This is a genomic window from Manganibacter manganicus, assembly GCF_002075885.1.
GTDB lineage: Bacteria > Pseudomonadota > Alphaproteobacteria > Rhizobiales > Rhizobiaceae > Mesorhizobium > Mesorhizobium manganicum.
Window position 1 is genome coordinate 264,250 of the sequence record NZ_MDET01000012.1, and the last position, 23,979, is coordinate 288,228.

At 60.6% G+C, this 23,979-nt stretch carries 23 protein-coding genes; 15 read left to right on the forward strand and 8 right to left on the reverse strand.

What is annotated here, in order from left to right; translation table 11 throughout:
• Window positions 1-15: 15 nt before the first annotated feature.
• Entirely contained in the window at window positions 16-1,083 is a 1,068-nt protein-coding gene (locus tag BFN67_RS10130) for a BMP family ABC transporter substrate-binding protein (RefSeq protein WP_080919480.1), read from the forward strand.
• 111 nt (window positions 1,084-1,194) lie between these two features.
• Here the strand turns inward: BFN67_RS10130 and BFN67_RS10135 are convergent, their stop codons facing one another.
• From BFN67_RS10135 to BFN67_RS10165, 7 genes are all read right to left on the reverse strand, one after another.
• Entirely contained in the window at window positions 1,195-1,836 is a 642-nt protein-coding gene (locus BFN67_RS10135) for a TerC family protein (protein WP_080919481.1), read from the reverse strand.
• Between the two features lie 113 nt (window positions 1,837-1,949).
• Entirely contained in the window at window positions 1,950-2,267 is a 318-nt protein-coding gene (locus BFN67_RS10140; RefSeq protein WP_425349766.1) for a DUF930 domain-containing protein, read from the reverse strand.
• A 137-nt stretch (window positions 2,268-2,404) separates the two neighbouring features.
• Window positions 2,405-3,610, reverse strand: coding sequence for a molybdopterin molybdotransferase MoeA (locus tag BFN67_RS10145; protein ID WP_080919483.1), 1,206 nt, complete (start codon window positions 3,608-3,610; stop codon window positions 2,405-2,407).
• Window positions 3,610-4,098: a cyclic pyranopterin monophosphate synthase MoaC gene (gene moaC, locus BFN67_RS10150; protein ID WP_139789109.1), complete on the reverse strand. Its 489-nt coding sequence runs from the start codon at window positions 4,096-4,098 to the stop codon at window positions 3,610-3,612. Before moaC ends, BFN67_RS10145 begins: the two co-directional genes overlap by 1 nt.
• 2 nt (window positions 4,099-4,100) lie before the next feature.
• Window positions 4,101-4,913 (reverse strand): indole-3-glycerol phosphate synthase TrpC, encoded by an 813-nt coding sequence (gene trpC / locus BFN67_RS10155; protein ID WP_080919485.1) that lies wholly within the window; start codon window positions 4,911-4,913, stop codon window positions 4,101-4,103.
• Window positions 4,914-4,916: 3 nt separating this feature from the next.
• The gene (gene trpD / locus BFN67_RS10160) at window positions 4,917-5,927 is read right to left on the reverse strand and encodes an anthranilate phosphoribosyltransferase (RefSeq protein WP_080919486.1); all 1,011 of its coding nucleotides are present in this window, start codon (window positions 5,925-5,927) and stop codon (window positions 4,917-4,919) included.
• On the reverse strand, window positions 5,924-7,816 hold the full coding sequence (locus BFN67_RS10165; RefSeq protein ID WP_080919541.1) for a peptidylprolyl isomerase: 1,893 nt from the start codon (window positions 7,814-7,816) through the stop codon (window positions 5,924-5,926). The genes trpD and BFN67_RS10165 overlap by 4 nt, the downstream gene beginning before the upstream one ends.
• A 124-nt stretch (window positions 7,817-7,940) precedes the next feature.
• Here BFN67_RS10165 and tpiA point away from each other — a divergent pair, with 124 nt between their 5' ends.
• The 5 genes from tpiA to BFN67_RS10190 all read left to right on the forward strand — a co-directional run bounded on the left by tpiA (window position 7,941) and on the right by BFN67_RS10190 (window position 13,102).
• Window positions 7,941-8,705: a triose-phosphate isomerase gene (gene tpiA / locus BFN67_RS10170; protein ID WP_080919542.1), complete on the forward strand. Its 765-nt coding sequence runs from the start codon at window positions 7,941-7,943 to the stop codon at window positions 8,703-8,705.
• Window positions 8,706-8,845: 140 nt separating this feature from the next.
• The gene (gene secG, locus BFN67_RS10175) at window positions 8,846-9,322 is read left to right on the forward strand and encodes a preprotein translocase subunit SecG (RefSeq protein WP_080919487.1); all 477 of its coding nucleotides are present in this window, start codon (window positions 8,846-8,848) and stop codon (window positions 9,320-9,322) included.
• A 342-nt stretch (window positions 9,323-9,664) separates the two neighbouring features.
• Complete coding sequence (locus tag BFN67_RS10180) at window positions 9,665-10,774, forward strand: L,D-transpeptidase (RefSeq protein WP_080919488.1); 1,110 nt, start codon at window positions 9,665-9,667, stop codon at window positions 10,772-10,774.
• Between the two features lie 136 nt (window positions 10,775-10,910).
• Complete coding sequence (locus BFN67_RS10185) at window positions 10,911-12,548, forward strand: CTP synthase (protein WP_139789110.1); 1,638 nt, start codon at window positions 10,911-10,913, stop codon at window positions 12,546-12,548.
• A gap of 17 nt (window positions 12,549-12,565) precedes the next feature.
• On the forward strand, window positions 12,566-13,102 hold the full coding sequence (locus BFN67_RS10190) for a DUF1697 domain-containing protein (protein WP_080919489.1): 537 nt from the start codon (window positions 12,566-12,568) through the stop codon (window positions 13,100-13,102).
• A gap of 45 nt (window positions 13,103-13,147) precedes the next feature.
• On the opposite strand, the gene BFN67_RS10195 is transcribed toward BFN67_RS10190, so the two are convergent.
• Window positions 13,148-14,605 carry an NCS1 family nucleobase:cation symporter-1 gene (locus BFN67_RS10195; protein ID WP_080919490.1) on the reverse strand — a complete coding sequence of 486 codons (1,458 nt, stop codon included), beginning with the start codon at window positions 14,603-14,605 and terminating at the stop codon, window positions 13,148-13,150.
• 1,117 nt (window positions 14,606-15,722) lie between these two features.
• On the opposite strand from BFN67_RS10195, the gene BFN67_RS10200 reads away from it, so the two are divergent.
• The 9 genes from BFN67_RS10200 to BFN67_RS10240 form a co-directional block, all read left to right on the forward strand.
• Window positions 15,723-16,598, forward strand: a complete 876-nt coding sequence (locus BFN67_RS10200) for a VOC family protein (RefSeq protein ID WP_080919491.1) — start codon at window positions 15,723-15,725, stop codon at window positions 16,596-16,598.
• Window positions 16,595-17,425, forward strand: a complete 831-nt coding sequence (gene kdsA / locus BFN67_RS10205; RefSeq protein WP_080919492.1) for a 3-deoxy-8-phosphooctulonate synthase — start codon at window positions 16,595-16,597, stop codon at window positions 17,423-17,425. Before BFN67_RS10200 ends, kdsA begins: the two co-directional genes overlap by 4 nt.
• Before the next feature lie 73 nt (window positions 17,426-17,498).
• Complete coding sequence (locus BFN67_RS10210) at window positions 17,499-17,702, forward strand: dodecin family protein (RefSeq protein ID WP_080919493.1); 204 nt, start codon at window positions 17,499-17,501, stop codon at window positions 17,700-17,702.
• Window positions 17,703-17,776: 74 nt separating this feature from the next.
• Window positions 17,777-18,142 (forward strand): PRC-barrel domain-containing protein, encoded by a 366-nt coding sequence (locus BFN67_RS10215; RefSeq protein WP_080919544.1) that lies wholly within the window; start codon window positions 17,777-17,779, stop codon window positions 18,140-18,142.
• 197 nt (window positions 18,143-18,339) lie between these two features.
• Entirely contained in the window at window positions 18,340-19,614 is a 1,275-nt protein-coding gene (eno, locus tag BFN67_RS10220; protein ID WP_080919494.1) for a phosphopyruvate hydratase, read from the forward strand.
• A gap of 107 nt (window positions 19,615-19,721) precedes the next feature.
• Window positions 19,722-20,045, forward strand: a complete 324-nt coding sequence (locus tag BFN67_RS10225) for an FtsB family cell division protein (protein WP_080919495.1) — start codon at window positions 19,722-19,724, stop codon at window positions 20,043-20,045.
• Window positions 20,046-20,218: 173 nt separating this feature from the next.
• A complete protein-coding gene (gene pdhA / locus BFN67_RS10230; RefSeq protein WP_080919496.1) occupies window positions 20,219-21,250 on the forward strand; it encodes a pyruvate dehydrogenase (acetyl-transferring) E1 component subunit alpha in 1,032 nt (343 codons plus the stop codon).
• 15 nt (window positions 21,251-21,265) lie between these two features.
• Window positions 21,266-22,645, forward strand: a complete 1,380-nt coding sequence (locus BFN67_RS10235) for a pyruvate dehydrogenase complex E1 component subunit beta (protein ID WP_080919497.1) — start codon at window positions 21,266-21,268, stop codon at window positions 22,643-22,645.
• A 17-nt stretch (window positions 22,646-22,662) separates the two neighbouring features.
• The coding region (locus BFN67_RS10240; RefSeq protein ID WP_080919498.1) for a pyruvate dehydrogenase complex dihydrolipoamide acetyltransferase at window positions 22,663-23,979 on the forward strand (1,317 nt) is incomplete at its 3' end.

Genomic DNA, 23,979 nt, shown 5'->3' on the forward strand with positions numbered 1-23,979 from the left:
CGGAGAAGTACCATCATGAAAAGACTGCTCATCGCCCTGATGGCCACAGCCGCATCGCTTTCGATGGTGGTCGGCGCTCAGGCTGCGGACAAGTTGAAGGCCTGCTGGGTCTATGTCGGGCCAATCGGCGACTTCGGCTATTCCTATCAGCACAATCAGGGCCGTCTGGAAGCTGAAAAGGCGCTCGGCGACAAGATCGAGACCAGCTACCTGGAAAACGTGGCGGAAGGTCCCGATGCCGACCGCGCCTTCGAGCGCCTGGCGCGCGAGGGCTGCGGCATCATCTTCGGCACCTCTTTCGGCTTCATGGATTCCATGGTGAAGGTGGCCAAGAAGTTCCCGGACATCAAGTTCGAGCACGCGACGGGCTACAAGACGGCTGACAATCTCGGCGTCTATAATGCGCGCTTCTATGAAGGCCGCTATGTCATGGGTCAGATCGCCGCCAAGGTGTCGAAGAAGGGTGTCGCTGGCTATATCGGTTCCTTCCCGATTCCCGAAGTGGTGATGGGCATCAATGCCTTCATGCTCGGTGCGCAGTCGGTCAATCCGGACTTCAAGCTCAAGATCGTCTGGGTCAGTTCATGGTTCGATCCGGGTAAGGAAGCGGATGCGGCCAAGACCTTATTCGACCAAGGTGTAGACATTATCTCACAACACACTGATTCCACTGCACCTTTGCAGGTGGCTGAAGAGCGTGGCCTGCACGGTTTCGGTCAGTCCTCTGACATGATCAAGTTCGCGCCGCATGCACAACTGACGTCCAATACGGACGAATGGGGGCCGTACTATATCGAGCGCATCAAGGCGGCTCTCGACGGCACATGGAAGCCCGACAATGTATGGCTCGGCATCAAGGATGGCGCTGTCGTGCTGTCGCCTTTCACGAACATGCCTGACGACGTGAAGGCCATGGCCGAGGCATCGGAGAAGAAAATCACCGACGGATGGAACCCCTTCACTGGTCCGGTTTACAAACAGGACGGCAGCGAATGGCTCAAGGATGGCCAGGTCGCCAAGGACGAGGTGCTTCTCGGCATGAATTTCTATGTCAAGGGCATCGACGACAAGCTGCCGCAATAGACTGACGTTCAGGACAATCTCGGGAAGGGCGCCCTCGAGGCGCCCTTTTTCATGTCATGAAGCAATATCGCGGCGTGCAAAAGGCAGTGCGCCCACCAAACAGCGTCAGCCTTAGCTGATCACGCCATTGACGTGCGGCCACACTTCAAGCGTGCCGCGATAGATCATGTCCAGCGCGACATACAGGATGATCAGCAGGCCGACATAGGCGATCCAGCGGTGGCGGTGCAGCAGGCGCGCGATGAAACTCGCGGCCAGGCCCATCAAGGCAATCGACAGGATCAGGCCGACGATCAAAACCGAAAAATGATCGCGCGCGGCGCCGGCGACGGCCAGCACATTGTCGAGCGACATCGAGACGTCGGCGATGACGATCTGCGTCGCGGCCTGCATAAGCGTCTTGCGCGGCGCCTTGCCCGACCCCGGTGCATTGGCGAGTGCCTCGGTTGCCTCCTCCTCGTCCTCCTGCGAAGTGCGCAATTCGCGCCACATCTTCCAGCAAACCCACAAAAGCAGGATGCCGCCGACAAGCAGAAGGCCCAATATGGCCAGCAATTGCACGGTGATGGCGGCAAAGACGATGCGCAACACAGTGGCGGCAAGAACGCCGATCAGAATGGCCTTCTTGCGCTGGTCCGCGGGCAGGCCAGCCGCCGCGAGGCCGATGACAATAGCGTTGTCGCCCGCCAGAACGAGATCGATGGCGATGACTTGAAGAAGCGCCGAGAAACCGGCGGCCGTGAAGATTTCCATCAGCGGATTGTTTTCCCGAATGTCGGTTTCGGTTGCCCGATGGCTATACCGCCATGCGCCGGCACGTCAAGCGGGCTTGCTCGGCGGAGGTGTGGCCAGAAGATCCTGACCGCTCAAGGGTAGAGATTATATTTGGACCATTCGTCCTTGGGGATTTCAGAACCGATCTTGTAGTGAAATTTGACCACTTTCATATGGTCCGGGGCGGTCTGGCATTTGTAATCCAGGTGATACCATTGACCTTTGCTGCGAAACGCCGCGCCTCGTGTCTTGATCGCATTTTTCTTCATGACCGGCTTGGCGAACGTGTAAGCGACCACGCGATCCGCTTGATAGCCGTGATTGTCACGCGAGATGCGATCGAGCACCTCCGCGTCGCAGCGCTGCTCCAGCCGTGTCTGCGGGTCAAGCTTGAGCAGGCCGGCACGCAATCGGCTGTCCAGCGCGTACGCCGAATTCACCAACGTCAGCAAGCCGATGACAGAAAAGAATATTACCCTCATGTCGCTTCAAGCCATCACAATTCGTCCAAAATATCAACCGGGGCCGCCCTTAGACCAAACACGGCTCAGCGCAACATCAGCAACCGGCATGCCGCTCCGACTTCGCTCGCCTCGGCAAAGGGTTCGCGCACGATCAGTGCGTTGGCGTCGGCAAGCTTCCTCAGCATCGACGAATCCTGCACGCCAAAGGGTGTCGCCACCAGCTTGTTGTCCGATTGGACAGCCGCGGCACGCACATAATCCTGGCGGTGCTCGTTGGCGGGCATGGCCGCGCCCAGAATAGCGTCGCGCATGTCGTGCCGGTAGTCGCGGCCGCCAAGACGGGCGAGCAAGGGTTTGAGGAAAAGCTCCGAACACACCAGGCTCGCAACCGGATTGCCCGGCAGCCCAAGGCAGCGGATGGCGCCCAGACGGCCAAACATGAACGGCTTGCCGGGGCGCATGGCGATCTTCCAGAAGTCCAGCGTCATGCCTTCGCCAGTCAGGGCCTCATGCACGAGATCGAGGTCGCCGACAGAGGCGCCGCCCAACGTCACGATGGCATTGGCGCCGGCAGCAACCGCCTTGCGCACCAGTGCGGCGACAGATTCCTTGCGATCCGCGGCGATGCCGAGGTCGAGCACTTCGGCTCCCACCGTGCGCGCAGAGGCCGCGACGCCGTAGGCATTGGACGAGATGATCTGGCCTGGGCCGAGCGTACTGCCGGCGGGCAAAAGCTCATCGCCGGTGGCGACGATAGCGACCAGTGGCCGGCCCACCACGCGTACACTGGGATAATTGGCGGATGCGACGAGCGAAAGCGCCGCCGCATCGAGACGGCGGCCTGCTTCGAGCAGCCGGTCTCCTTCGGTAAAATCGAGCCCGGCGAGGCGAATGTTGCGGCCTTGCCTGGTCGGCTCCACCACCTCGATATGGCCTTCTGCGAGGACGCGAACATTTTCCTGGATGACGATCGTGTCCACGCTTTGCGGCACCGGCGCTCCGGTGAATATGCGCACCGCCTGACCGTTGCCGACAGACCCGTCAAAGCCACGCCCGGCAGCCGCAGTGCCGATCACGGTCAGGCGCGCGGGGAGCGTCGCGATATCGGCGAAACGGACCGCGTAGCCGTCCATCGCGGAGGCGTCGAAGGGCGGCTGCGTGCGCAGCGCAAACAGCGGCTCGGCCAGCACCCGATCGAAGGCTTCGTGCAGCGCGACATTTTCGGCGGGCAAGGCCTGGGCATCGGCCAGAAGACGCTCGAGTGCCTCAGGAACCGGAACCAGCGCCATCAGGTTTCCACCCTGTAGGTACCGGATTTTCCGCCGGTCTTTTCCACAAGCCGCACAGCAGAAATCGTCATGGCGCGATCCACGGCCTTTGCCATATCGTAGATAGTCAGGCATGCCACGGTTGCAGCCGTCAGCGCCTCCATTTCCACGCCGGTCTTGCCGCTGACGCGCGCCAGTGCGGTGATCTTGAGGCCGGGCAGCGCCTGGTCCGGCTCGATATCCACCGAAACCTTTGTGAGCAGCAGCGGGTGGCAGAGCGGGATCAGTTCATGCGTCTTCTTGGCCGCCATGATGCCGGCGATGCGCGCCGTGCCGAGCACATCGCCCTTCTTGGCGTTGCCTTCGAGGATCATCGCCAGCGTCTCAGGCAACATCGCCACCGAACCCTCGGCGATCGCGGTGCGCTGCGTTTCGGCCTTCTCGCCGACATCGACCATATGCGCTTCACCTTGCGCGCCGAGATGGGTGAGGGAAGGGCGGTCGGACACGATTACATAGCCTCAGCCGCCGCATTAAGCCCGAGAAGCGCACGAGTTGCCGCGCTGACGTCCTGCTGCCGCATCAGGCTTTCGCCGACGAGGAAGGTTCCAATGCGGCTCTTTTCCAGCCGCTGGCAATCGGCGTGGGTGAAAATGCCACTTTCACCGACCAGCAACCGGTCGGCCGGTATCATCGGCGCCAGCCGCTCGCAGGTTTCAAGCGACGTCTCGAAGGTCCGCAGATTGCGGTTGTTGATGCCGATCAGCCGCGAACGCAGTTTCAGCGCGCGCTCCGTCTCCACCTCGTCATGCACTTCGATCAGCGCATCCATGCCCAGCGAAAAGGCAGTTTCTTCCAGTTCTGCCGCAAGCGCATCCTCGATGCTCGCCATGATGATCAGGATGGCGTCGGCGCCCCAGGCGCGCGCCTCATGAACCTGATAGGGATCGAACAGGAAGTCCTTGCGCAGCACCGGCAGCGCCACGGCCTTGCGTGCGGCCACGAGGAATTCCGGCGCACCCTGGAATGAAGGCGTATCCGTCAGCACAGAGAGGCAGGCAGCGCCACCTTCCGAATAGGCTTTGGCCAGCGCCGGCGGGTCGAAATCGGCGCGGATAAGACCTTTCGAGGGGCTTGCCTTCTTGATCTCGGCGATCAGCGCAAATCTGCCCCTGGCGCGCTTTGCTTCAAGCGCGGCCAGAAAGCCGCGTGGCGCGGCCTGATCGGCAGCACGCGCCTTGATCTTGGCCAGCGGCACGCGTGCCTTGGCGGCCGCGATCTCTTCGCGCTTGTAAGCCTCGATCTTTTTCAGAATGTCGGTCATCGTCTATTCGTTGGAAACCGCCACCAGCCTGTCAAGCACGCCCAGCGCCCGGCCGCTGTCGATGGCCTGAGCCGCTGCCTGCATGCCGTCAGCCAGCGTCGTTGACTTACCGGATACCACCAGCCCGGCGCCGGCATTCATCAGCACCGTATCACGATAGGCCCCTGTGTCACCGGAAAGCATGGCGCGCAAGGCTTTGGCGTTAAAGTCTGAATCCGCGCCACGCAGTGCCTCGCGGGTAGCGCGCGGCAGTCCGACCGCTTCCGGTGTCAGCGTGAAAGTGCGTATTTCGCCTCCGACCAGTTCGGCCACGGTGGTTTCGCCGGTGGTGGTGATCTCGTCATAGCCATCGCCATGCACCACCCAGGCATGTTCGGTGCCGAGTGCCTTCAGCGTTTCGGCCACCGGCTCCACCCATTGCGGCGCGAAGACGCCGACAAGTTGGCGACCGACGCCCGCGGGATTGGTCAGTGGGCCAATCAGATTGAAAATGGTGCGTGTGCCAAGTTCGATCCGCACCGGGCCGACATGCTTCATCGCCGGATGATGCGAGGGCGCGAACATGAAGCCGATACCGGCCTGCTCGACGCAATGCCCGATCGCCTCGGGAGAAAGTTCGAGATTGACGCCGAGCTTCATCAGCACATCGGCCGTGCCGGTTTGCGACGACAACCCGCGATTGCCATGCTTGGCCACCGGCACACCGCATGCGGCAATGACGAAAGCCGACCCGGTCGAGATGTTGACGCTATGCGAACCGTCGCCGCCAGTGCCGACGATATCGATTGCTCCGGCTGGCGCCGAGACGCGCAGCATCTTGTCGCGCATGGTTGCGACGGCGCCGGACAACTCGTCCACCGTTTCTCCGCGCACGCGCAGCGCCATCAGGAAACCGCCGATCTGGCCCGGCGTTGCGTCGCCCGACATGATGATGTCGAACGCCTCGCGCGCTTCTTCGAAGGAGAGCGGGCTGCCGCCTGCCGCCTTGGCGATATGAGCCTTGAGCGCGCTCATTGCATCATCGCCTGTGAAATCGCGGCCTGATCTATGCTGACCTGATATTTGGTCTGGAGATCGGCCACCAGTTCTTCAAGCAAATCGTCGGAGTAACCCGTGCCGAACGATTTCTGCTGCTCCGGCGTTAGCGAACTGGCATCCGCGCCCGCCGGCTCGAACACCTCGGCAATCTTGAAGACAATCTCGCCGTCGCCGCCCGGTGTCGGCACGATGCCGGTGCCGCCTTCGCCAACGCCGAACATCACGGCAGCACCTTGCTTGCCGAAATCTGCGTCGTCGGCGCCACGCTTGAGGCCGCGCTTGGTCTGCTTTTCCAGGGCAAGTTCGCTGGCCACTGCATCCATGCCGGTGCCGCCCTTGATACGCTTCTCGATTTCCGTGGCCTTGGCCTTCAGGTGCTTGTCGGTTTCTGCCTCCGTCCAGTCGGCCACGACCTTCTTGCGGACATCTTCGAGCTTGCGGTCATGCGCGGCGGTGATCGAATCCACCTGATAGAAGACATAGCCATTGTCGTCCGTCGTCAGCCCGTCATTCTCGGTATTCGGTTCGGCATCGAAAACGGCATTGATGAGATCAGCGGAGATCGGCAGATCCTTGACGACGCTGCCGTCAGGCCGTTCGCCGGTTCTGTTGATCGCATCGATGGTGACGACCTTGAGCTTCAGCTTGTCTGCAGCTTCCTTCATCGTCGCGCCGCCGGCGCGGGCGTCTTCATAGGAATCATGCACGTCGAGCAATATCCTGTTGGCCTCAGCGAGCGCGAGGTCGTTGCGGATATCGTTGGCCACTTCGGAAAGAGGCTTGGTCTCAGCCGGCTTGATTGCGGTGACGCGCAGCAGCACCGGCCCGAACGCGCCTTGCACCACGGGGCTGACCTCGTTGACGCCGAGGGCGAAAGCCGCATCGGCCACTGCCTTTTCAGCAATCTTGTCCTTGGACAGCGTGCCCAGCGAGACATCGGCTTCGCTCTTGCCTTCGGCTGCAACGATCTTGTCGAAGGTCGCGCCGCTTTTTAGCGAATCCAGCGCCGCTTTGGCCGCATCGTCTGATTTGAAGACGAGTTGCTGGATCGTGCGCTCCTCGGGCGACGTGTAGCGGCTCTTGTTCTTTTCGTAATCTTCCTGAACCTGCTGATCGGTGATCGCGGTCGGGTCGGCGATATCCTGCGGCTCCAGCCGCACATAGGAGAATTTGCGGTATTCCGGCGCCGCATAGGTTTTCTTGTTCTGTTCGAAATAGCTGTCGATTTCGCTATCCGTCGGTGCGGGAGCAGGCTCGACCAGCGATTTGGGCAACACGAGATAATCAACGGTGCGATCCTCGCCGCGATAAAGCACGACGGCCTTGAGGAAGGTATCCGGCGCTTTGAGCCCCCCGGTCAGGGCGTCGACGATCTGCTGGCGCTTGGCCACTTCACCACGGCTGGCGATATAGTCTTCCGGCCGCATGCCGGCCTGGCTGAGCAGATACTCGAAAGTGCGGCGGTCGAACGATCCGGTCGGCCCCTTGAAAGCAGGATCGCCGGTGACCAGTTCGGCAAGCCTGTCCTTGGAAAGCCCGAGGCCGAGCTTGCGCGCCTGTTCATCGAGCAGGGCGCCCGAGACCAGTTGCGAAAGCACCTGATTCTGTACGCCGAACGCCTTTGCCTGCTCTGTAGTCAGGCGCTGGCCGAATTGCTGCGCCATCATGTTCATCTGGCGATCATAGGCGAGCCGGTAGTCGTTGACCGACACGGACGTGCCGCCGACGGTCACCACCTCGGTGTGGCCGGCGATGGTGCCCATGACGCGGCCGGAAATGCCCCAGACGGCAAAACTCAGCACAAGCAAGGAAAGCAGCGCTTTCGAAATCCACGTTCCCGCAAGGTCTCTGATAAGGCTGAGCATGATCCGTTCCGGTTTTGCCTGAAAGAAGCGCAATAGCGTCCTTCGGCGGCAGTGTCGATTGCTTTGTGACCGGTTTTTGGTAGTGAAAGCGTTGATCCGTCACGCATTCGAGGAGTGCATCGCCATGACGCCAGGAATTCGCCCGCTCGTCGCCGGTAACTGGAAAATGAACGGCACACGCGACTCGCTCGCCGAACTGCGCGCGATCGGCGAAGGCTTTCGCGGCGATCTCGATGCGAAAGCCGAGGCATTGGTCTGCGTGCCCGCCACTCTTGTCAGCCGCGCTGCCGAGGCAGTGGCCGGCTCGCCGGTATCGGTCGGCGGCGAGGATTGCCACGCCAGGGAAAACGGCGCCCATACAGGCGATATTTCGGCGGAAATGCTGAAAGACGCCGGGGCCAGCCATGTCATTGTCGGCCATTCGGAGCGCCGCACCGACCATGGCGAAGACGACGCACTGGTCAATGCCAAGGCACTGGCCGCCTGGCGCGGTGGACTTGTCGCTGTCATCTGCATCGGCGAAACCAGGACCGAGCGCGAAGCGGGCAGGGCATTGGACGTGCTTTCTTCGCAACTGGCCGGCTCGGTGCCCGACGGGGCCGGCGCCGTCAATACCGTCATTGCCTATGAGCCGGTATGGGCCATCGGCACCGGGCTGACCCCGACCATCGCCGATGTCGCGCAAGCCCATGCCCACATTCGCAAGCAGTTGGCCGCGAAGCTCGGGCCGGCTTCCTCCGCCATGCGTATTCTCTATGGCGGTTCGGTCAAACCGGGCAACGCCGCGGAGTTGCTCGGCATCGCCAATGTCGATGGCGCGCTCGTCGGCGGGGCCAGCCTGAAAGCAACCGATTTTCTCGGCATTGCGCAAGCCTATCGGACACTTTGAGCAAGGTCGCGGCGATTGCAATGGAGCCGCCGGCCCCCATATTCCGGGTGCGGGCTTGGAAATGCCATCAAAGCATTGTAAGGAGCCGCCTCCAAGCCACGGCTGCTCGAAGCCTTATCATGCCCCTGCCAAGGTAGATTATGGAAACCATACTGATCGTCGTCCATCTCCTGATCGTGCTCGCCCTGGTCTGCGTGATACTTTTGCAGCGTTCCGAAGGTGGTGGTCTCGAGGCCGGCGGTGGATCGGGTTTCATGACCGCGCGCGGCGCGGCTAATGCGTTGACACGAACGACGGCGATCCTGGCGGCGGCCTTTTTTGCCACTTCGCTGGCGCTGTCGCTTCTTGCCCGCTACGGCGACAAGCCTTTGGACATTCTTGACCGCGCTCCGGCCACGCAGCAGGATGGCACGGGCGGTCAGGGCATTCTGGACCAGCTTCCGGGTGGCACCGCACCGGCACAGCCGAGCGGCGATGATGCTTCCAGTTCGCAAACGCCGCCGACCGGTGAGGGTGCCGCACAGCCGGCAGCGCCTGCGCAGCCGGAACCGGAGGCAGACAAGCCCGCGACGAACGGCGCGGCACAACCGGCACAGCCGCAGGTTCCGAACAACTGACGGCTTCCTTGGCTTCAAGACAGGATGATTCGCAGGCCTGCGACCTCTATACCGCGTATACCGCGCCGCGGCATGTCGAATTCGCTCCATGCGCCTTAATTCGTTGATTTTACGCATGTCTTCGTCCTGAAACTCGTGCCGGTTCCAGAAGGCGTGCCTTAGGCAATCTGTTGTTGTTTGAACACAGTTGCGGCAAATGCGCCGCAGGCTCGGCGTGTACCCCATCGTGGCACTTGAGAGGGTCGATCCTGATCGACTATAGCTTGCCGGCGGCAAACGCGGCGCCCTCCGAGAGCGTCGGGCTGTGCCATGGGCAACATGCTTCATTGATCGGGTTTTATCATGCAGCTTCGCAGCTTCGTCCTCGCCGGCTTTTGCGCGGCGCTCTGTCTTGCCGCGCCGGCTTATGCGGCCATGCCGGCAATGTCGGTCGCCACCAACGTGGCGCGCGCCGATGTGATTACCGTCGCTGCTCGCAGCGATGCCTCTGAACTCAGGGCCTTGAAAAGGAAGAAAAAGCCGACCGAAGCCGATTTGAAGCGCATCGGCAAACTGGAGGCCAAGATCAAGAAGGACCGTGCCGAGGCCAGGGCCAAGGCCATCCACGACAGGAAGATGGCGTTGCGCGAAGCGGCCAAGGCCAGGGCGGATGCCAGGCACGACGCATTCCTTGCCAAGATCGGCAAGGATGATGCCGATTCGGCCCGCGAGAAGAAAATCGCCAGCCAGCCTTCGAAGCGTGAGGAGCCGGTTCGCCAGGCCCAGCCGACCCAGGAAGCTGAAAGCGATGCCGCGCCGGCCGCGACCAATGTCGTGCTGACCGGGAACCAAGGTGAACTGCGCTCGAACGTTTCCACGCAGCATCGCAGCGGGGGGTTGTTCGCCGGGCTTTTCGGAGGTGCGACGCAATCCGTATCGCTTCTGCCTGAAACCCGCGCCCTGGATGCGGTCCTGGAGAAGCGTCAGGCGAGCAAGCCTTTCAAGGTGAAGCCGGAGTTCCAGCCGCAAGAGGTGGAGTTCACCGGCTATGAGGCCGGCACGATTGTCATCGATACCGCGGAACGGCGGCTTTATCTGGTCGAATCACCGTTCAAGGCGCGCCGCTACGCTATTGCCGTCGGGCGTGATGGCCTGCAATTCAAGGGTACGACGACCGTAGGTGACAAGCAGGAATGGCCGCGCTGGATTCCCACGCTGGACATGCAGAAGCGCGAGCCGAAGCACTACGGCCAATACAAGGATGGCATGGCCGGCGGCCCCAACAATCCGCTTGGCGCACGCGCCATCTATCTCTATCAGGGCAAGAAGGACACGCATCTGCGCATTCATGGTACCAACCAGCCGCAGACCATCGGCACCAGCGCCTCCAACGGCTGCTTCCGCATGATCAACAACCAGGTGATGGACCTTTATCGGCGCGTCAAAATGGGTGCCAAGGTCGTCATTCTCTGATGGCCTGACAAAGCTTTCGGCAGGGCCGGCCTTCAAGCCGGCCCTTTTGTTTTGGCCTGAAACGGGCAACGCCACTAGGAGAAAAGCCAGCGCGGCGGTTTTTTCTCTGGCGGAATCAATCCAGCCGCGCTAAGCGATGGTTCCCATGGCGCGATATGTTTTCATCACCGGCGGCGTGGTTTCTTCCCTTGGCAAAGGCATAGCTTCGGCGGCTCTCGGCGCGCTTCTGCAGGCGCGCGGCTACCGTGTGCGATTGAAGAAGCTCGATCCGTATCTCAACGTCGACCCCGGCACCATGTCGCCCTACCAGCATGGCGAGGTGTTCGTCACCGACGATGGCGCCGAAACCGATCTCGATCTTGGCCATTACGAGCGCTTTACCGGGCGCTCGGCCAACAGCCACGACAACATCACCACCGGTCGCATCTACAAGAACATCATCGAGAAGGAACGGCGCGGCGATTATCTCGGCGCGACGGTACAGGTCATCCCGCACGTCACCGACGAGATCAAGAATTTCGTCCGTGACGGCAACGACGATTACGACTTCGTGCTTTGCGAAATCGGCGGCACCGCCGGCGATATCGAGGCGATGCCGTTCATGGAGGCGATCCGCCAACTCGGCAACGACCTGCCACGCAACAACGCCGTCTACGTGCATCTGACATTGATGCCCTACATTCCCACGGCCGGCGAACTGAAGACCAAGCCGACCCAGCATTCGGTGCGGGAATTGCGGGCAATCGGCATTGCGCCCGATATTCTTCTGGTGCGCGCCGACCGGCCGATTCCCAATGAAGAACGCCGCAAGCTCTCATTGTTCTGCAATGTACGCGCCAGCGCCGTCATCCAGGCTCTCGACGTCGGCCACATCTACGACGTGCCCATGGCCTACCACAAGGAAGGGCTGGATTCCGAGGTGCTTGCCGCCTTCGGCATCGACCCGGCGCCGAAGCCGAGGCTGGCGCCGTGGGAGAGCGTTTCGCAGCATATCCATAACCCGGAAGGCGAGGTCACCATCGCCGTCGTCGGTAAGTATACCGGCCTCAAGGACGCCTATAAATCGCTGATCGAAGCGCTGTCGCATGGCGGCATCGCCAACCGCGTCAAGGTCAAGCTCGCATGGATCGAAAGCGAGATTTTCGAGAAGGAAGACCCGGCGCCATGGCTTGAAAAAGTCCATGGCATATTGGTGCCAGGCGGGTTTGGCGAGCGCGGTTCGGAAGGCAAGATACTGGCCGCCAAATTCGCTCGCGAGCGCAAGGTGCCTTATTTCGGCATCTGTTTCGGCATGCAGATGGCCTGCATCGAGGCGGCGCGTTCGCTGGCCGGCATTGAAGACGCATCCTCCACCGAATTCGGGCCGACCGAGGAGCCGGTCGTCGGCCTGATGACCGAATGGTTGAAAGGCAACATGCTCGAAAAACGCCAGGCTGCCGGCGAGCTTGGCGGCACGATGCGGCTCGGTGCCTATGAGGCACGGCTCGCCACCGGCTCCAAGATCGCCGAAATCTACGGTGATACCGATATTTCCGAGCGTCACCGCCACCGCTATGAGGTCAATATCGACTACAAGCAGCGGCTGGAAGCTTGCGGACTGATGTTCGCAGGCATGTCCCCGGACGGCGTGTTGCCGGAGACTGTCGAATATGCGGACCATCCGTGGTTCATCGGTGTCCAATACCATCCCGAACTGAAGAGCCGGCCACTCGATCCGCACCCGCTGTTCGCCTCTTTCATCGCGGCGGCGGTGGAGCAGAGCCGGTTGGTGTAGCTGTTCGCGAGGCCGCGATGCGCACTTATGTGGCATTGCTCTACAGTGTCGTCATTACCCCGCAACGCCGCGTCGTCATGGCCGATCTCAGGGCCATAGCCGAAGCAATCGGCCTGACCAATCCGCGCACCCTTGTCGCTTCCGGCAATCTGGTCTTCGAATCCGAGGAAGCACCTGTCGCCACGTTGGAAAAGCGGCTGGAAACGACTTTCGAGAACAATTTTGGCCGTCATGTCGACGTCATCGTGCGCTCGGCACAGGCGTGGACGCGCCTTGCTGCCGGCAACCCGTTTCCGCAGGAATCGGCGGTCGCCGCCAGTCAGGTCGCGGTCAGGGTTATGCGCCAGCCCGTTCCTTTTGAAGCAGAGGGTTATCTGGCCGATGCAGCGGCGGGCGATGAAAAATTCCGTATCGTTTGCGGTGATCCCTGGATCGTCTTTTCGCGCGCTATGCCCAACTCCCGGTTGCTCGCAGCCATGAATCACAAGCGGCTCGGCGTCGGCACCTCGCGCAACTGGAATACGGTGCGCGAACTCGCTCAGATGATCGGTTGAAAAGGAGAGGAAGGAGAGGGCGGCCGGCACCGCCCTCGTCGTCGCTCAGGCTTTCGCCGCCTTGACTCCCGCGCCCAATGCCGCCTGCCGCAGCGCGTAATAGACCGCGCCGGCGATCGCCACGCCGAAGAACCAGCCATAGACGCCCCACCAGGCCGGCAGCCAGTCGGTGAAGTTCGGCAGGATGGTCGAGAAGATCGCGCCGATACCGGCGGCGATGAAGGCATTGACGTGCCAGCCGTTCTGGAAGCGGAATTCACCGTCCTCGTGATAGAGCGCCTCGACATCGACTTCGCCTTTGCGGATCAGATAGTAGTCCACCATCATCACGCCGAAGATCGGTCCCATCGTCGCCCCGATGATGTTGACGAAGTTCGCGGCACCCCCGTCCCATGGCGAGAACGGATAGAGCGCCAGTGCGATCAGCGCCGCGATATAGCCGCCTTTCTTGAAATTGACCTGACGCGGGAAGACATTGGAAAAATCGAATGCCGGCGACACGAAATTCGCCACGACATTGATGCCCAGTGTTGCCACGGCGAAGGTCAGCGCCGCCAGAGCCGCCAGGAACCAGCTATCGAACTTGGCCGAAATCTGGTCGGGGTGGATCAGCACTTCATGATAGACGTCCCATGCCGCAATGGTGGTCACGCCGGCCACAAGCGAAAACAGGATGAGATTGACCGGTAGGCCCCAGATGTTGCCTTTGCGCACGGCTGCCTTATCCGGAGCATAGCGCGCGAAGTCGCAGAAATTGAGATAAAGAGCAGCAAAATAAGTGACCCAGATCGCCGCGACCGCGAACAGCGACGTCCATGAACCGGGCGTGCCGGGCACGCCTGCATCCTTGGTCTTTTCCAGAAGCACGTCCATCGGGATATCGCTGGTGATGGCGAAGGTACCGGCCTTCACGCACAGATAAACGGCCAGGATCAGCATCATGATCCACACGGCTGGTCCGGCCCAATCCTGAAAGCGGCGCACCGTTTCCATGCCCCTCTGGATGATGAGCAGCTGCAACACCCACATGATGAAGAAGCAGATCACATCGAGGCCGGAATGACCGAGGAAATGCGTATTCTGGTGGAAATCCGCGAACCATTGGGTGCGCGTCAGCAGCGCGACGATCGCGCCGGACGCCGCTGCCGTCTGCGCGCCATACCAGAAGCAGGCGACAATGGCACGCACCAGGGCAGGAATGTTGGCGCCCCATATGCCGAAGGAGGCGCGCGCCAGAACGGGATAGGGAACGCCGGTTTTAACTCCGGCATAACCGACCAGATTCATCAGTGCGAAGATGATCAGCGAGCCTATGCCGATCGCTATAATGAAATTGACGAAGCCGCCACAGAACAGGAAAAGGCTGGCGGCAAGGTAATAGCCCCAAAGGCTGTGAACGTCCGATGTCCAGACATTGAAGATCGAAAAAGGTCCCCAATTGCGGACCTTTGCCGGTGCCAGATCCTCGTTATAGAGACCGGGCGATGCGCCTTGTATGGTCATTGATGAATTTCCCCTCCTGTCGAATTGCGCCCTCCAGCGCGTAATCGAGCAGGATAAGCCTTCCACAAAAGTAGCGAAAGCGAGCGATTAACCGGTTCTTGCCTTAAAGATATTCAATGCGGATCGCGGTTATAGGCGATGCCGTTCGATGTCTTTCAGCATGAGGACGGCTCCGGCCGGAGCAGTGCGTCGTTCGAGACGGCAATTCACGCTGCCTCCTCACGATGAGGGAGGTCTGTGTGACGTCGCCGCTTCAAGGCAAAGAAATATGCGCTGCCCCCGACCTCATGGTGAGGTGCGCAGTGGAGCGTAGCGCGACGAAGCCTCGAACCACGAGGGCGGTTCCAGTTAGCGCTGCGCGTGCTTCGACCCTTCGAGGTCGCCCTTCGGGCTCTCACCTCAGAGTGAGGGAAGGCTGGCGCTAGACACCCCCCTCGGGCCGGCAGGCCAGAGGGGGGTGCCGTCCCGCGAACAGTCGCGATTGGCGTGGATGAAAAATCACGACAATCAATCATTGGCAAAGATATTTCCCCTGCCGATCAGGTGCTTGCCCGCTTCATGGTCATTCCTTCGCCTCCACTTTATCCACACCCACCATCCCTCCCCCATAATCCGTCTCAGCAGCTTGCTATCGGGAACGGGTGTGCACACTCGAGCATCCAGGCAAGTGTGGCGCCGGGTGCGTTATCCGTTGCAGTGAACGGAACCCCCCGGCCCGAACCGGACCTGCGTTGCTCGCGCCCGCAAATGGGCGATGGGCCGGGAAAGGTAAGGGTAGAAACGCCGGCGGCGCATGGCAGAGCGTCACTACTTAAATAACCAGGCGCAATGCCATGCGCCGTCTCCCGACCTTTCAACCCGAAAGGTCAGCTCTTTGAAATGGCCAGACGGCGAAAGCCGGGCGTGGCAACGGTAAAGTGCGGCCTCAAGCCGGCGTCTGGCCATACCGGGGTCCCCGCCAGCGACGAGCGTAGCGAGCGAGCTTAAGGGCGGGGCAGATGACAGACAGGGCCGAAAGGCAGCGTGGCAATGATGAGGTTTGGGCAGAGGGCAGAAAGGCGACGGACCAAGAGCCGGTCTTGAACCGAACAGAGGAATGAGGCACACCGCGAGAACCATGAACGCCACCCACCCGCTCGATCATCTCGTCCTGCCGACAGGAAGCCTCGTTACGGCGCGTAATCGCTTGACCCATCTCGGCTTCACCGTTGCACCCAACGGCGTGCATCCCTTCGGTACCGAGAATTGCTGCATCTATCTCGCGGACGGAACTTTCATGGAGCCGCTCGCCATAGCAAATCCGGCAGAAGTCGCGAAGGCTGCCGCCTCCGGGAACGTTTTCGTTGCGCGCGATCGCCAGTATCGCCAGCACCGGAGCGAGGAGGGTTTCTCCGCCGTCGTTTTCGGCACTGAAGACGCCAGTGCCGATCATGACCGCTACGCGGACGCCGGTATTTCGGCCGGCAATATGCTGGAGTTTTCACGCCCCTTCGTCGATGCTTCCGGCAAGAGTGACACGGCCTCGTTTCGGTTGGCATTTGCGGCAAAGGCAGACGCTCAAAATGCGTTCATTTTCGCCTGTCAGCGGCTGAATGCACCGAAAGTGGATCGTTCGACCCTGCAGGCTCATAAAAACGGTGCACAGGCAATCAAACAGATTATTTCCGTTGCGGACGACCCCGCTGCCGCGCTGCGCTTCCTGGCGGATGCCGCTGGTACCGATGCATCCATGAAAGACGGCGCCGTGTCGCTGCCCAATGCAAAACTCACGGTTCTCGATCCGGCCGCCTATGCTGCCCGTTACCACATTGCCACAGACAATGCGGTAACGGCTTTGAGCTTCACAGCCATCGTGTTTTCGGTCGCCGGTCTTGAAAAGACAGGGGCGGTTCTTGCCGAAAACGACATCGCGTCCGACATGAAGGCCGGCAGCGTCGTCGTCGCACCGGCAAAAGGCCAGGGCGCTGCTTTCATTTTCGAGGAATCCGCATGAACAAGCCCAATTCCAATGTCACGGTCGGCAATGTCCGTTTCGACAATTCGGCACCGTTGGCGCTGATCGCCGGGCCGTGCCAGCTTGAATCGCGCCAGCACGCCTTCGACATGGCCGGTGCATTGAAGGAATTGGCTGGCAGGCTCGGCATCGGGCTCGTCTACAAGACCAGCTTCGACAAGGCGAACCGCACCTCGCTTGGCGGCACGCGCGGCGCTGGCCTGGAAAAGGCGCTGCCGGTCTTCGACGATCTGCGCAAGGAATTCTCGCTTCCGGTGCTGACGGACATTCACAATGAGGAGCAATGCGGGATCGTTGCACCCCATGTCGACGTACTGCAAATCCCGGCGTTCCTGTCGCGCCAGACCGATCTTCTGATCGCTGCTGCCCGCACCGGCAGGATCGTCAATGTCAAGAAGGGCCAGTTTCTGGCGCCGTGGGACATGAAGAACGTCGTCGCGAAGCTGACGGAGTCGGGCAATGCCAATGTGCTGGTAACCGAGCGTGGCGCCTCGTTTGGCTACAATACGCTGGTCTCCGATATGCGCGCTCTGCCGATCATGGCTGAGATTGGCGCGCCGGTGATCTTCGATGCCACCCATTCCGTGCAGCAACCTGGCGGGCAGGGGAACTCGTCGGGCGGCGAGCGTCGCTTTGTCGAGACGCTGGCGCGCGCGGCTGTGGCGGTCGGTGTGGCCGGCGTTTTCATCGAAACCCACCAGGACCCTGACAATGCCCCTTCCGACGGCCCCAATATGGTGCCGCTCGACAAGCTGCCGGCACTGCTTGAACGGCTGATCGCGCTCGACCGGGTGGCAAAGGCTTGACCCCGCCTTGTGAGCGGCGCGCGGTGATTGTACGCTTGTACGGGGGCCAGGTTCATTCGCAAGGAGGAATGCCATGTCCGTCGCTCGCGTTACCGAAATTACCGCTTCGTCCAAGGTGAGCTTTCAGGATGCCTTGGAGAAGGGTCTTGAGCGCGCCAACAAGACGCTGAAGAACGTCAAGGGCGCTTGGGTTCAGGAGCAGACGGTCGAAGTCGAGGACGGCCGCATCAGTGCCTACCGCGTCAACATGAAGGTCACGTTCGTTCTGACGGATTGAATCGGTACGGCTCGGAACTTTCGCCCGCGCCCCCTCATTGTGTCTACAGGCTAACAACAATGAGGAGAGTCATGATGACCACACAGACAGGACATACGGAAGCCATCGCCGCCTCGCGCGTAATCGGCACATCTGTTTACAACACGAGGGACGAGAAGATCGGCAGCATCGAGGATGTAATGCTGGACAAGTTGTCGAACGGCATCATGTTTGCCGTCGTCGGATTCGGCGGCTTTCTCGGCATGGGCGAGAAATATCACGCCGTCCCGTGGTCTGCACTGGACTATGTGCCGGAACGCGGCGGTTATGTGGTGCCTTTCACCGAGGAGCAACTCAAGGCCGCGCCCGCCTATTCCATCAGTGAATTGAGCGGCGATGACGGGGAGGCGGCGCGTGACGCCTCGCATAATTACTACGGCGTGACGCCTTACTGGCATTGAGAATGCCTGTAGATCTTGAATCGAAAGGCTCCCTGAAAGGAGCCTTTCTTTTTTACCACTTCTGACAGTTCATAATGACGACAAACGCCCGATCAGGAACTTGAACCTACCCGATCTCCTCATTTCGGGCGATTGTGTTTTGCCACGCTTGAGCTAAGACGAACGCGTTCAAATCACCGAAACGGGGAAACAAAACCATGACCGCCATTGTCGATATCGTTGGCCGCGAAATCCTGGACAGCCGCGGCAACCCGACCGTGGAGGTCGATGTCGTTCTGGAAGACGGCTCGATGGGGCGTGCGGCGATCCCGTCAGGCGCTTCCACCGGTGCGCATGAAGCCGTCGAATTGAGGGATGGCGGTGCGCGTTATCTCGGCAAGGGTGTCGAACGTGCCGTCGAGGCCGTTAACGGCGAATTGTTCGAGGCGATTGGCGGCATGGAGGCCGAAGACCAGATCCATATCGACCGCACCATGATCGAACTGGACGGCACTGCCAACAAGGGCAGGCTCGGCGCAAACGCCATTCTCGGCGTGTCACTGGCCGTGGCGAAAGCGGCTGCCGAGTCTGCCGGTCTGCCGCTCTATCGCTATGTCGGCGGTGTCGGTGCGCAGGTGCTGCCGGTGCCGATGATGAACATCATCAATGGCGGCGCCCATGCCGACAACCCCATCGACTTCCAGGAGTTCATGATCATGCCGGTCGGCGCGCCGACCTTGCGGGAAGCCGTGCGCTGGGGTTCGGAAGTCTTTCATACGCTGAAGAAGCGGCTCAAGGATGCCGGACATAACACCAATGTCGGCGACGAGGGCGGCTTTGCGCCGAACCTTAAGAGCGCCCCGCAGGCGCTCGACTTCATCATGCAGTCCATTGAAAAGGCCGGCTACAAGCCGGGCGAGGACATCGCGCTGGCACTCGATTGCGCCGCTACTGAGTTCTTCAAGGACGGCGCCTATGTCTATGAGGGCGAGAAGAAGTCGCGCGACCCCAAGGCGCAGGCCAAGTATCTGGCCAAACTTGCGGCTGACTACCCGATCATCTCGATCGAGGACGCGATGGCCGAGGATGACTGGGAAGGCTGGAAAATCCTGACCGACCTAATCGGCAAAAAGGTGCAACTCGTCGGTGACGATCTTTTCGTTACCAATTCGGCGCGCCTGCGCGACGGCATCCGCATGGGCGTGGCCAATTCTATTCTGGTCAAGGTCAACCAGATCGGCTCTCTCACCGAAACCCTGGATGCCGTTGAGACGGCGCACAAGGCTGGCTATACGGCGGTGATGTCGCATCGCTCGGGCGAGACCGAGGATTCCACCATTGCCGATCTCGCTGTCGCCACCAATTGCGGGCAGATCAAGACCGGTTCCCTGTCGCGCTCCGACCGCATCGCCAAGTACAATCAGTTGATCCGTATCGAGGAAGAACTGGGCAAGCAGGCCGTCTATGCCGGCCGTTCGGCAGTCAAGGGCTGATGGCATCTGGGAGGCGAGGCGATCGCCTCCCATTTTTTGATAGCAATCCATCCACCGTAACCGTCCATTAAGTACAATGGGTGAAAAGGGGGGGAGAGGATTGCGCCATGTGGACACGCCAGCACAAGCAGAGAAATACCGGGCGGCTCATCATCCCGACCCTGTGTGCGGCATTCCTGGCCTATTTCGGCTTCCACGCCTATCACGGCGAATATGGTATTTACTCCAAGTACCGGCTACAGGCCCGGACAGCCAATCTTGAAGAGCAACTCGCCGCCGTCAAGGCGCGCCGCGCCGATCTTGAGCACCGCGTGGCTCTGCTGCATGACGGAACCTTGGAGAAGGACATGCTCGACGAGCAAGCGCGCAAGGCGCTGAATCTATCCAAGCCGAATGAAATCATCGTCATGACGCCTCGAAAAGCGGATTAACATAATTTACGTTAATCGCCATATTTTATAAAGATTATAGTCGCTTACCGCATGTCTGCCATGCATTTTTTCTGCATGGCAGAATGACGAGCCGCATGCTAGCTTCTAGCGGGTGAGGTGATGCGAACACGCTCCCTCAATGTCCATAAAGAGACGCCAGCAGGGAGTTACGCATGGCAACCGCCGCCAGGAAAGCGCCTGTCAAATCCAAATCGCCGGCCAACCCTTCGGCTCCCAAGCCAGCCGATTTCAACAAGGAACAGGAGCTCGATGCCTATCGGCGCATGCTTCTGATCCGCCGTTTCGAGGAAAAGGCGGGCCAACTCTACGGCATGGGTTTCATCGGCGGTTTCTGCCACCTCTATATCGGGCAGGAAGCTGTCGTCACCGGCATGAAGATGTCGCTGAAGGATGGTGACCAGATGATCACCGCCTATCGCGACCATGGTCATATGCTGGCCATGGATATGTCGCCGCGCGGCGTGATGGCCGAGCTGACCGGGCGGCAGGGAGGGTACTCCAAGGGCAAGGGCGGCTCGATGCACATGTTCTCCAAGGAGAAAAATTTCTACGGCGGCCACGGCATTGTCGGCGCCCAGGTGCCGCTCGGAACTGGCCTTGCATTTGCTAACCGCTATCGCGGCAATGACAATGTCTCGCTCACCTATTTCGGCGACGGCGCTGCCAATCAAGGACAGGTATATGAGAGCTTCAACATGGCTTCTCTGTGGAAGCTGCCAGTAATCTACATCATAGAAAACAACCGCTATGCTATGGGCACGGCGGTCACCCGCTCGTCGGCTGAGACGAATTTCTCCAATCGAGGCGCGTCCTTCAAGATTCCCGGCGTCAAGATCGATGGCATGGACGTGCGCGCGGTTAAGGCGGCCGGCGAAATGGCGACCGAATGGTGTCGCTCCGGCAATGGCCCGATCATTCTGGAAATGCAGACCTATCGCTATAGGGGCCACTCAATGTCCGACCCTGCCAAATATCGCTCGAAGGAGGAAGTGCAGAAAATGCGCTCCGAGCATGACCCGATCGAACAGGTCAAGGCGCGACTGATCGGCAAGAAGTGGGCAAGTGAAGACGATCTCAAGACAATCGACAAGGGTGTCCGCGACGTGGTTGCCGATGCCGCCGAATTCGCCCAGGCCGATGCCGAGCCGGATGTGTCCGAGCTCTGGACAGATGTGACGCACTAGGAAGAGGGACGGGACATGCCGATCGAAATTTTGATGCCCGCCCTTTCGCCGACCATGGAAGAGGGCAATCTCGCCAAATGGCTGAAGAAGGAAGGTGACAAGGTTGCCTCGGGCGACGTGATTGCCGAAATCGAAACCGACAAGGCGACCATGGAGGTCGAGGCCGTCGACGAAGGCACGCTGGGCAAGATCCTGGTTGACGAAGGCACCGAGGGTGTGAAGGTCAATACCCCGATCGCCGTCCTTCTGGCGGACGGCGAAAGCGCCGACGACATCGGCAAGGCAGAATCAGCAAAAGGCGAAGCGCCGGCAAAGGCCGTTGCAGGCGTGCAGGACACCGCAAAGGCCGAGCCGGTTCCGGCCGCGCCCACGGCACAGCTTGCCGCCGATCCGGATATTCCCGCCGGAACGGAAATGGTTTCCACGACCGTGCGCGACGCGCTGCGCGATGCCATGGCCGAAGAGATGCGCCGCGACGCAGACGTCTTTGTCATGGGCGAGGAGGTCGCCGAATATCAAGGCGCCTACAAGGTCACGCAAGGTTTGCTGCAGGAATTCGGGGAGCGCCGTGTCGTGGATACGCCGATCACCGAGCACGGTTTTGCCGGTATTGGTGTCGGTGCGGCGATGGCCGGCCTGAAGCCGATCGTCGAGTTCATGACCTTCAACTTCGCCATGCAGGCCATAGACCAGATCGTCAATTCAGCAGCCAAGACGCTCTACATGTCGGGTGGCCAGATGGGCGCGCCGATTGTGTTCCGCGGCCCTAATGGCGCGGCGGCTCGTGTCGCGGCACAGCACTCCCAGTGTTATGCCGCCTGGTACAGCCATATCCCCGGCCTCAAGGTGGTCATGCCTTATACGGCGGCAGACGCCAAGGGCTTGCTCAAGGCGGCGATCCGTGACCCGAATCCTGTTATTTTCCTCGAGAACGAGATTCTCTACGGTCATTCTTTCGATGTGCCGAAGCTGGACGATTTCGTTCTGCCCATCGGCAAGGCTCGTATTCACAAGCAGGGCGGGGACGTCACCCTCGTCTCGTTCGGCATGGGCATGAATTATGCGGTCAAAGCCGAGGCCGAACTCGCCAAACTGGGCATCAATGTAGAGATCATCGACCTGCGTACGATCCGGCCGCTCGATTTCGATACGATCATTGCCTCGGTCAAAAAGACCAATCGACTGGTGGTGGTGGAAGAGGGCTTCCCGCAGAATTCTGTCGGCGACCACGTTGCCAATCAGGTTTCGCAACGCGCCTTCGACTATCTCGATGCGCCGGTCATCACCATTGCCGGCAAGGACGTGCCGATGCCGTATGCCGCCAATCTCGAAAAACTGGCATTGCCCAGCGTCGAGGAGGTTATCGAGGCGGTCAAGGCCGTCACATATCGCTGAGCGGACGGGAGGGAAAAATGTCGATCAACATCACCATGCCGGCCCTCTCGCCTACGATGGAAGAGGGCAACCTCGCCAAATGGCTTGTGAAGGAGGGCGACAAGGTTTCGCCCGGCGATGTGATCGCCGAGATCGAGACTGACAAGGCGACGATGGAAGTCGAGGCGGTTGATGAGGGGACAATCGCGAAACTGGTCGTGCCTGCCGGCACGGAAGGCGTTAAGGTCAACGCACTGATTGCGGTTCTTGCCGAAGAAGGTGAGGATGCATCCGCCGCAGCCAAGGCTGCTGGCAACGACACGGCGCCGAAGACGAATGCTCCCAAGGCTGAGACTGCAAATGCAGAGGGCGCAACGCCCGAGCCGGTTTCTGCGCCAGCATCGCAGTCGCGAGCCACAACAAAAGGTTCGGAGGCATCGACACCTCAAGGCGAGCGCACGTTTGCCTCGCCGCTTGCACGCCGTATAGCCAAGGATGCCGGCGTTGACGTAGCAACCATCGCCGGCACCGGTCCGCATGGCCGTGTGGTGAAGGCGGATGTCGAGGCGACCATCGCGGGCGGCGGCACGAAGGCTGCACCGGCGGCTGCGGCCGCTTCTGCGGCGCCGAAAGCAATGTCTGACGATGCGGTGTTGAAGCTGTTCGAGGATGGCTCCTACGAACTTGTGCCGCATGACAATATGCGCAAGACGATTGCGCGGCGGCTGGTCGAGGCGAAATCCACCATCCCGCATTTCTATCTGACGCTCGATTGCGAACTGGATGCGCTGCTGGCCTTGCGAAAACAACTCAATGGCGCGGCCCCGATGAAGAAGACCGAGCATGGCGAGGTTCCCGCCTACAAGCTTTCGGTCAACGACCTGATCATCAAGGCGATGGCCATGGCTTTGATGGCGGTGCCGGATGCCAATGCGTCCTGGACCGAAAGCGCCATGGTCAAGCACAGGCATGCCGATGTCGGCGTTGCGGTTTCCATTCCCGGTGGGCTGATCACGCCGATCGTGCGCAAAGCCGACGAGAAAAGCCTGTCGGCGATCTCCAACGAGATGAAGGACATGGCCAAACGCGCGCGCGAGCGCAAGCTGAAGCCGGAAGAATATCAGGGCGGCACGACAGCCGTCTCCAATCTCGGCATGTTCGGCATCAAGGACTTTGCCGCCGTGATCAACCCGCCGCATGCGACGATCCTGGCGGTGGGTGCGGGCGAGGAGCGGCCTGTGGTCAAAAATGGCGAGATTGCCATCGCCACCGTGATGTCGGTGACGCTTTCGACCGACCATCGCGCCGTCGACGGGGCGCTGGGCGCCGAACTGCTCGGGGCCTTCAAGCGCCTC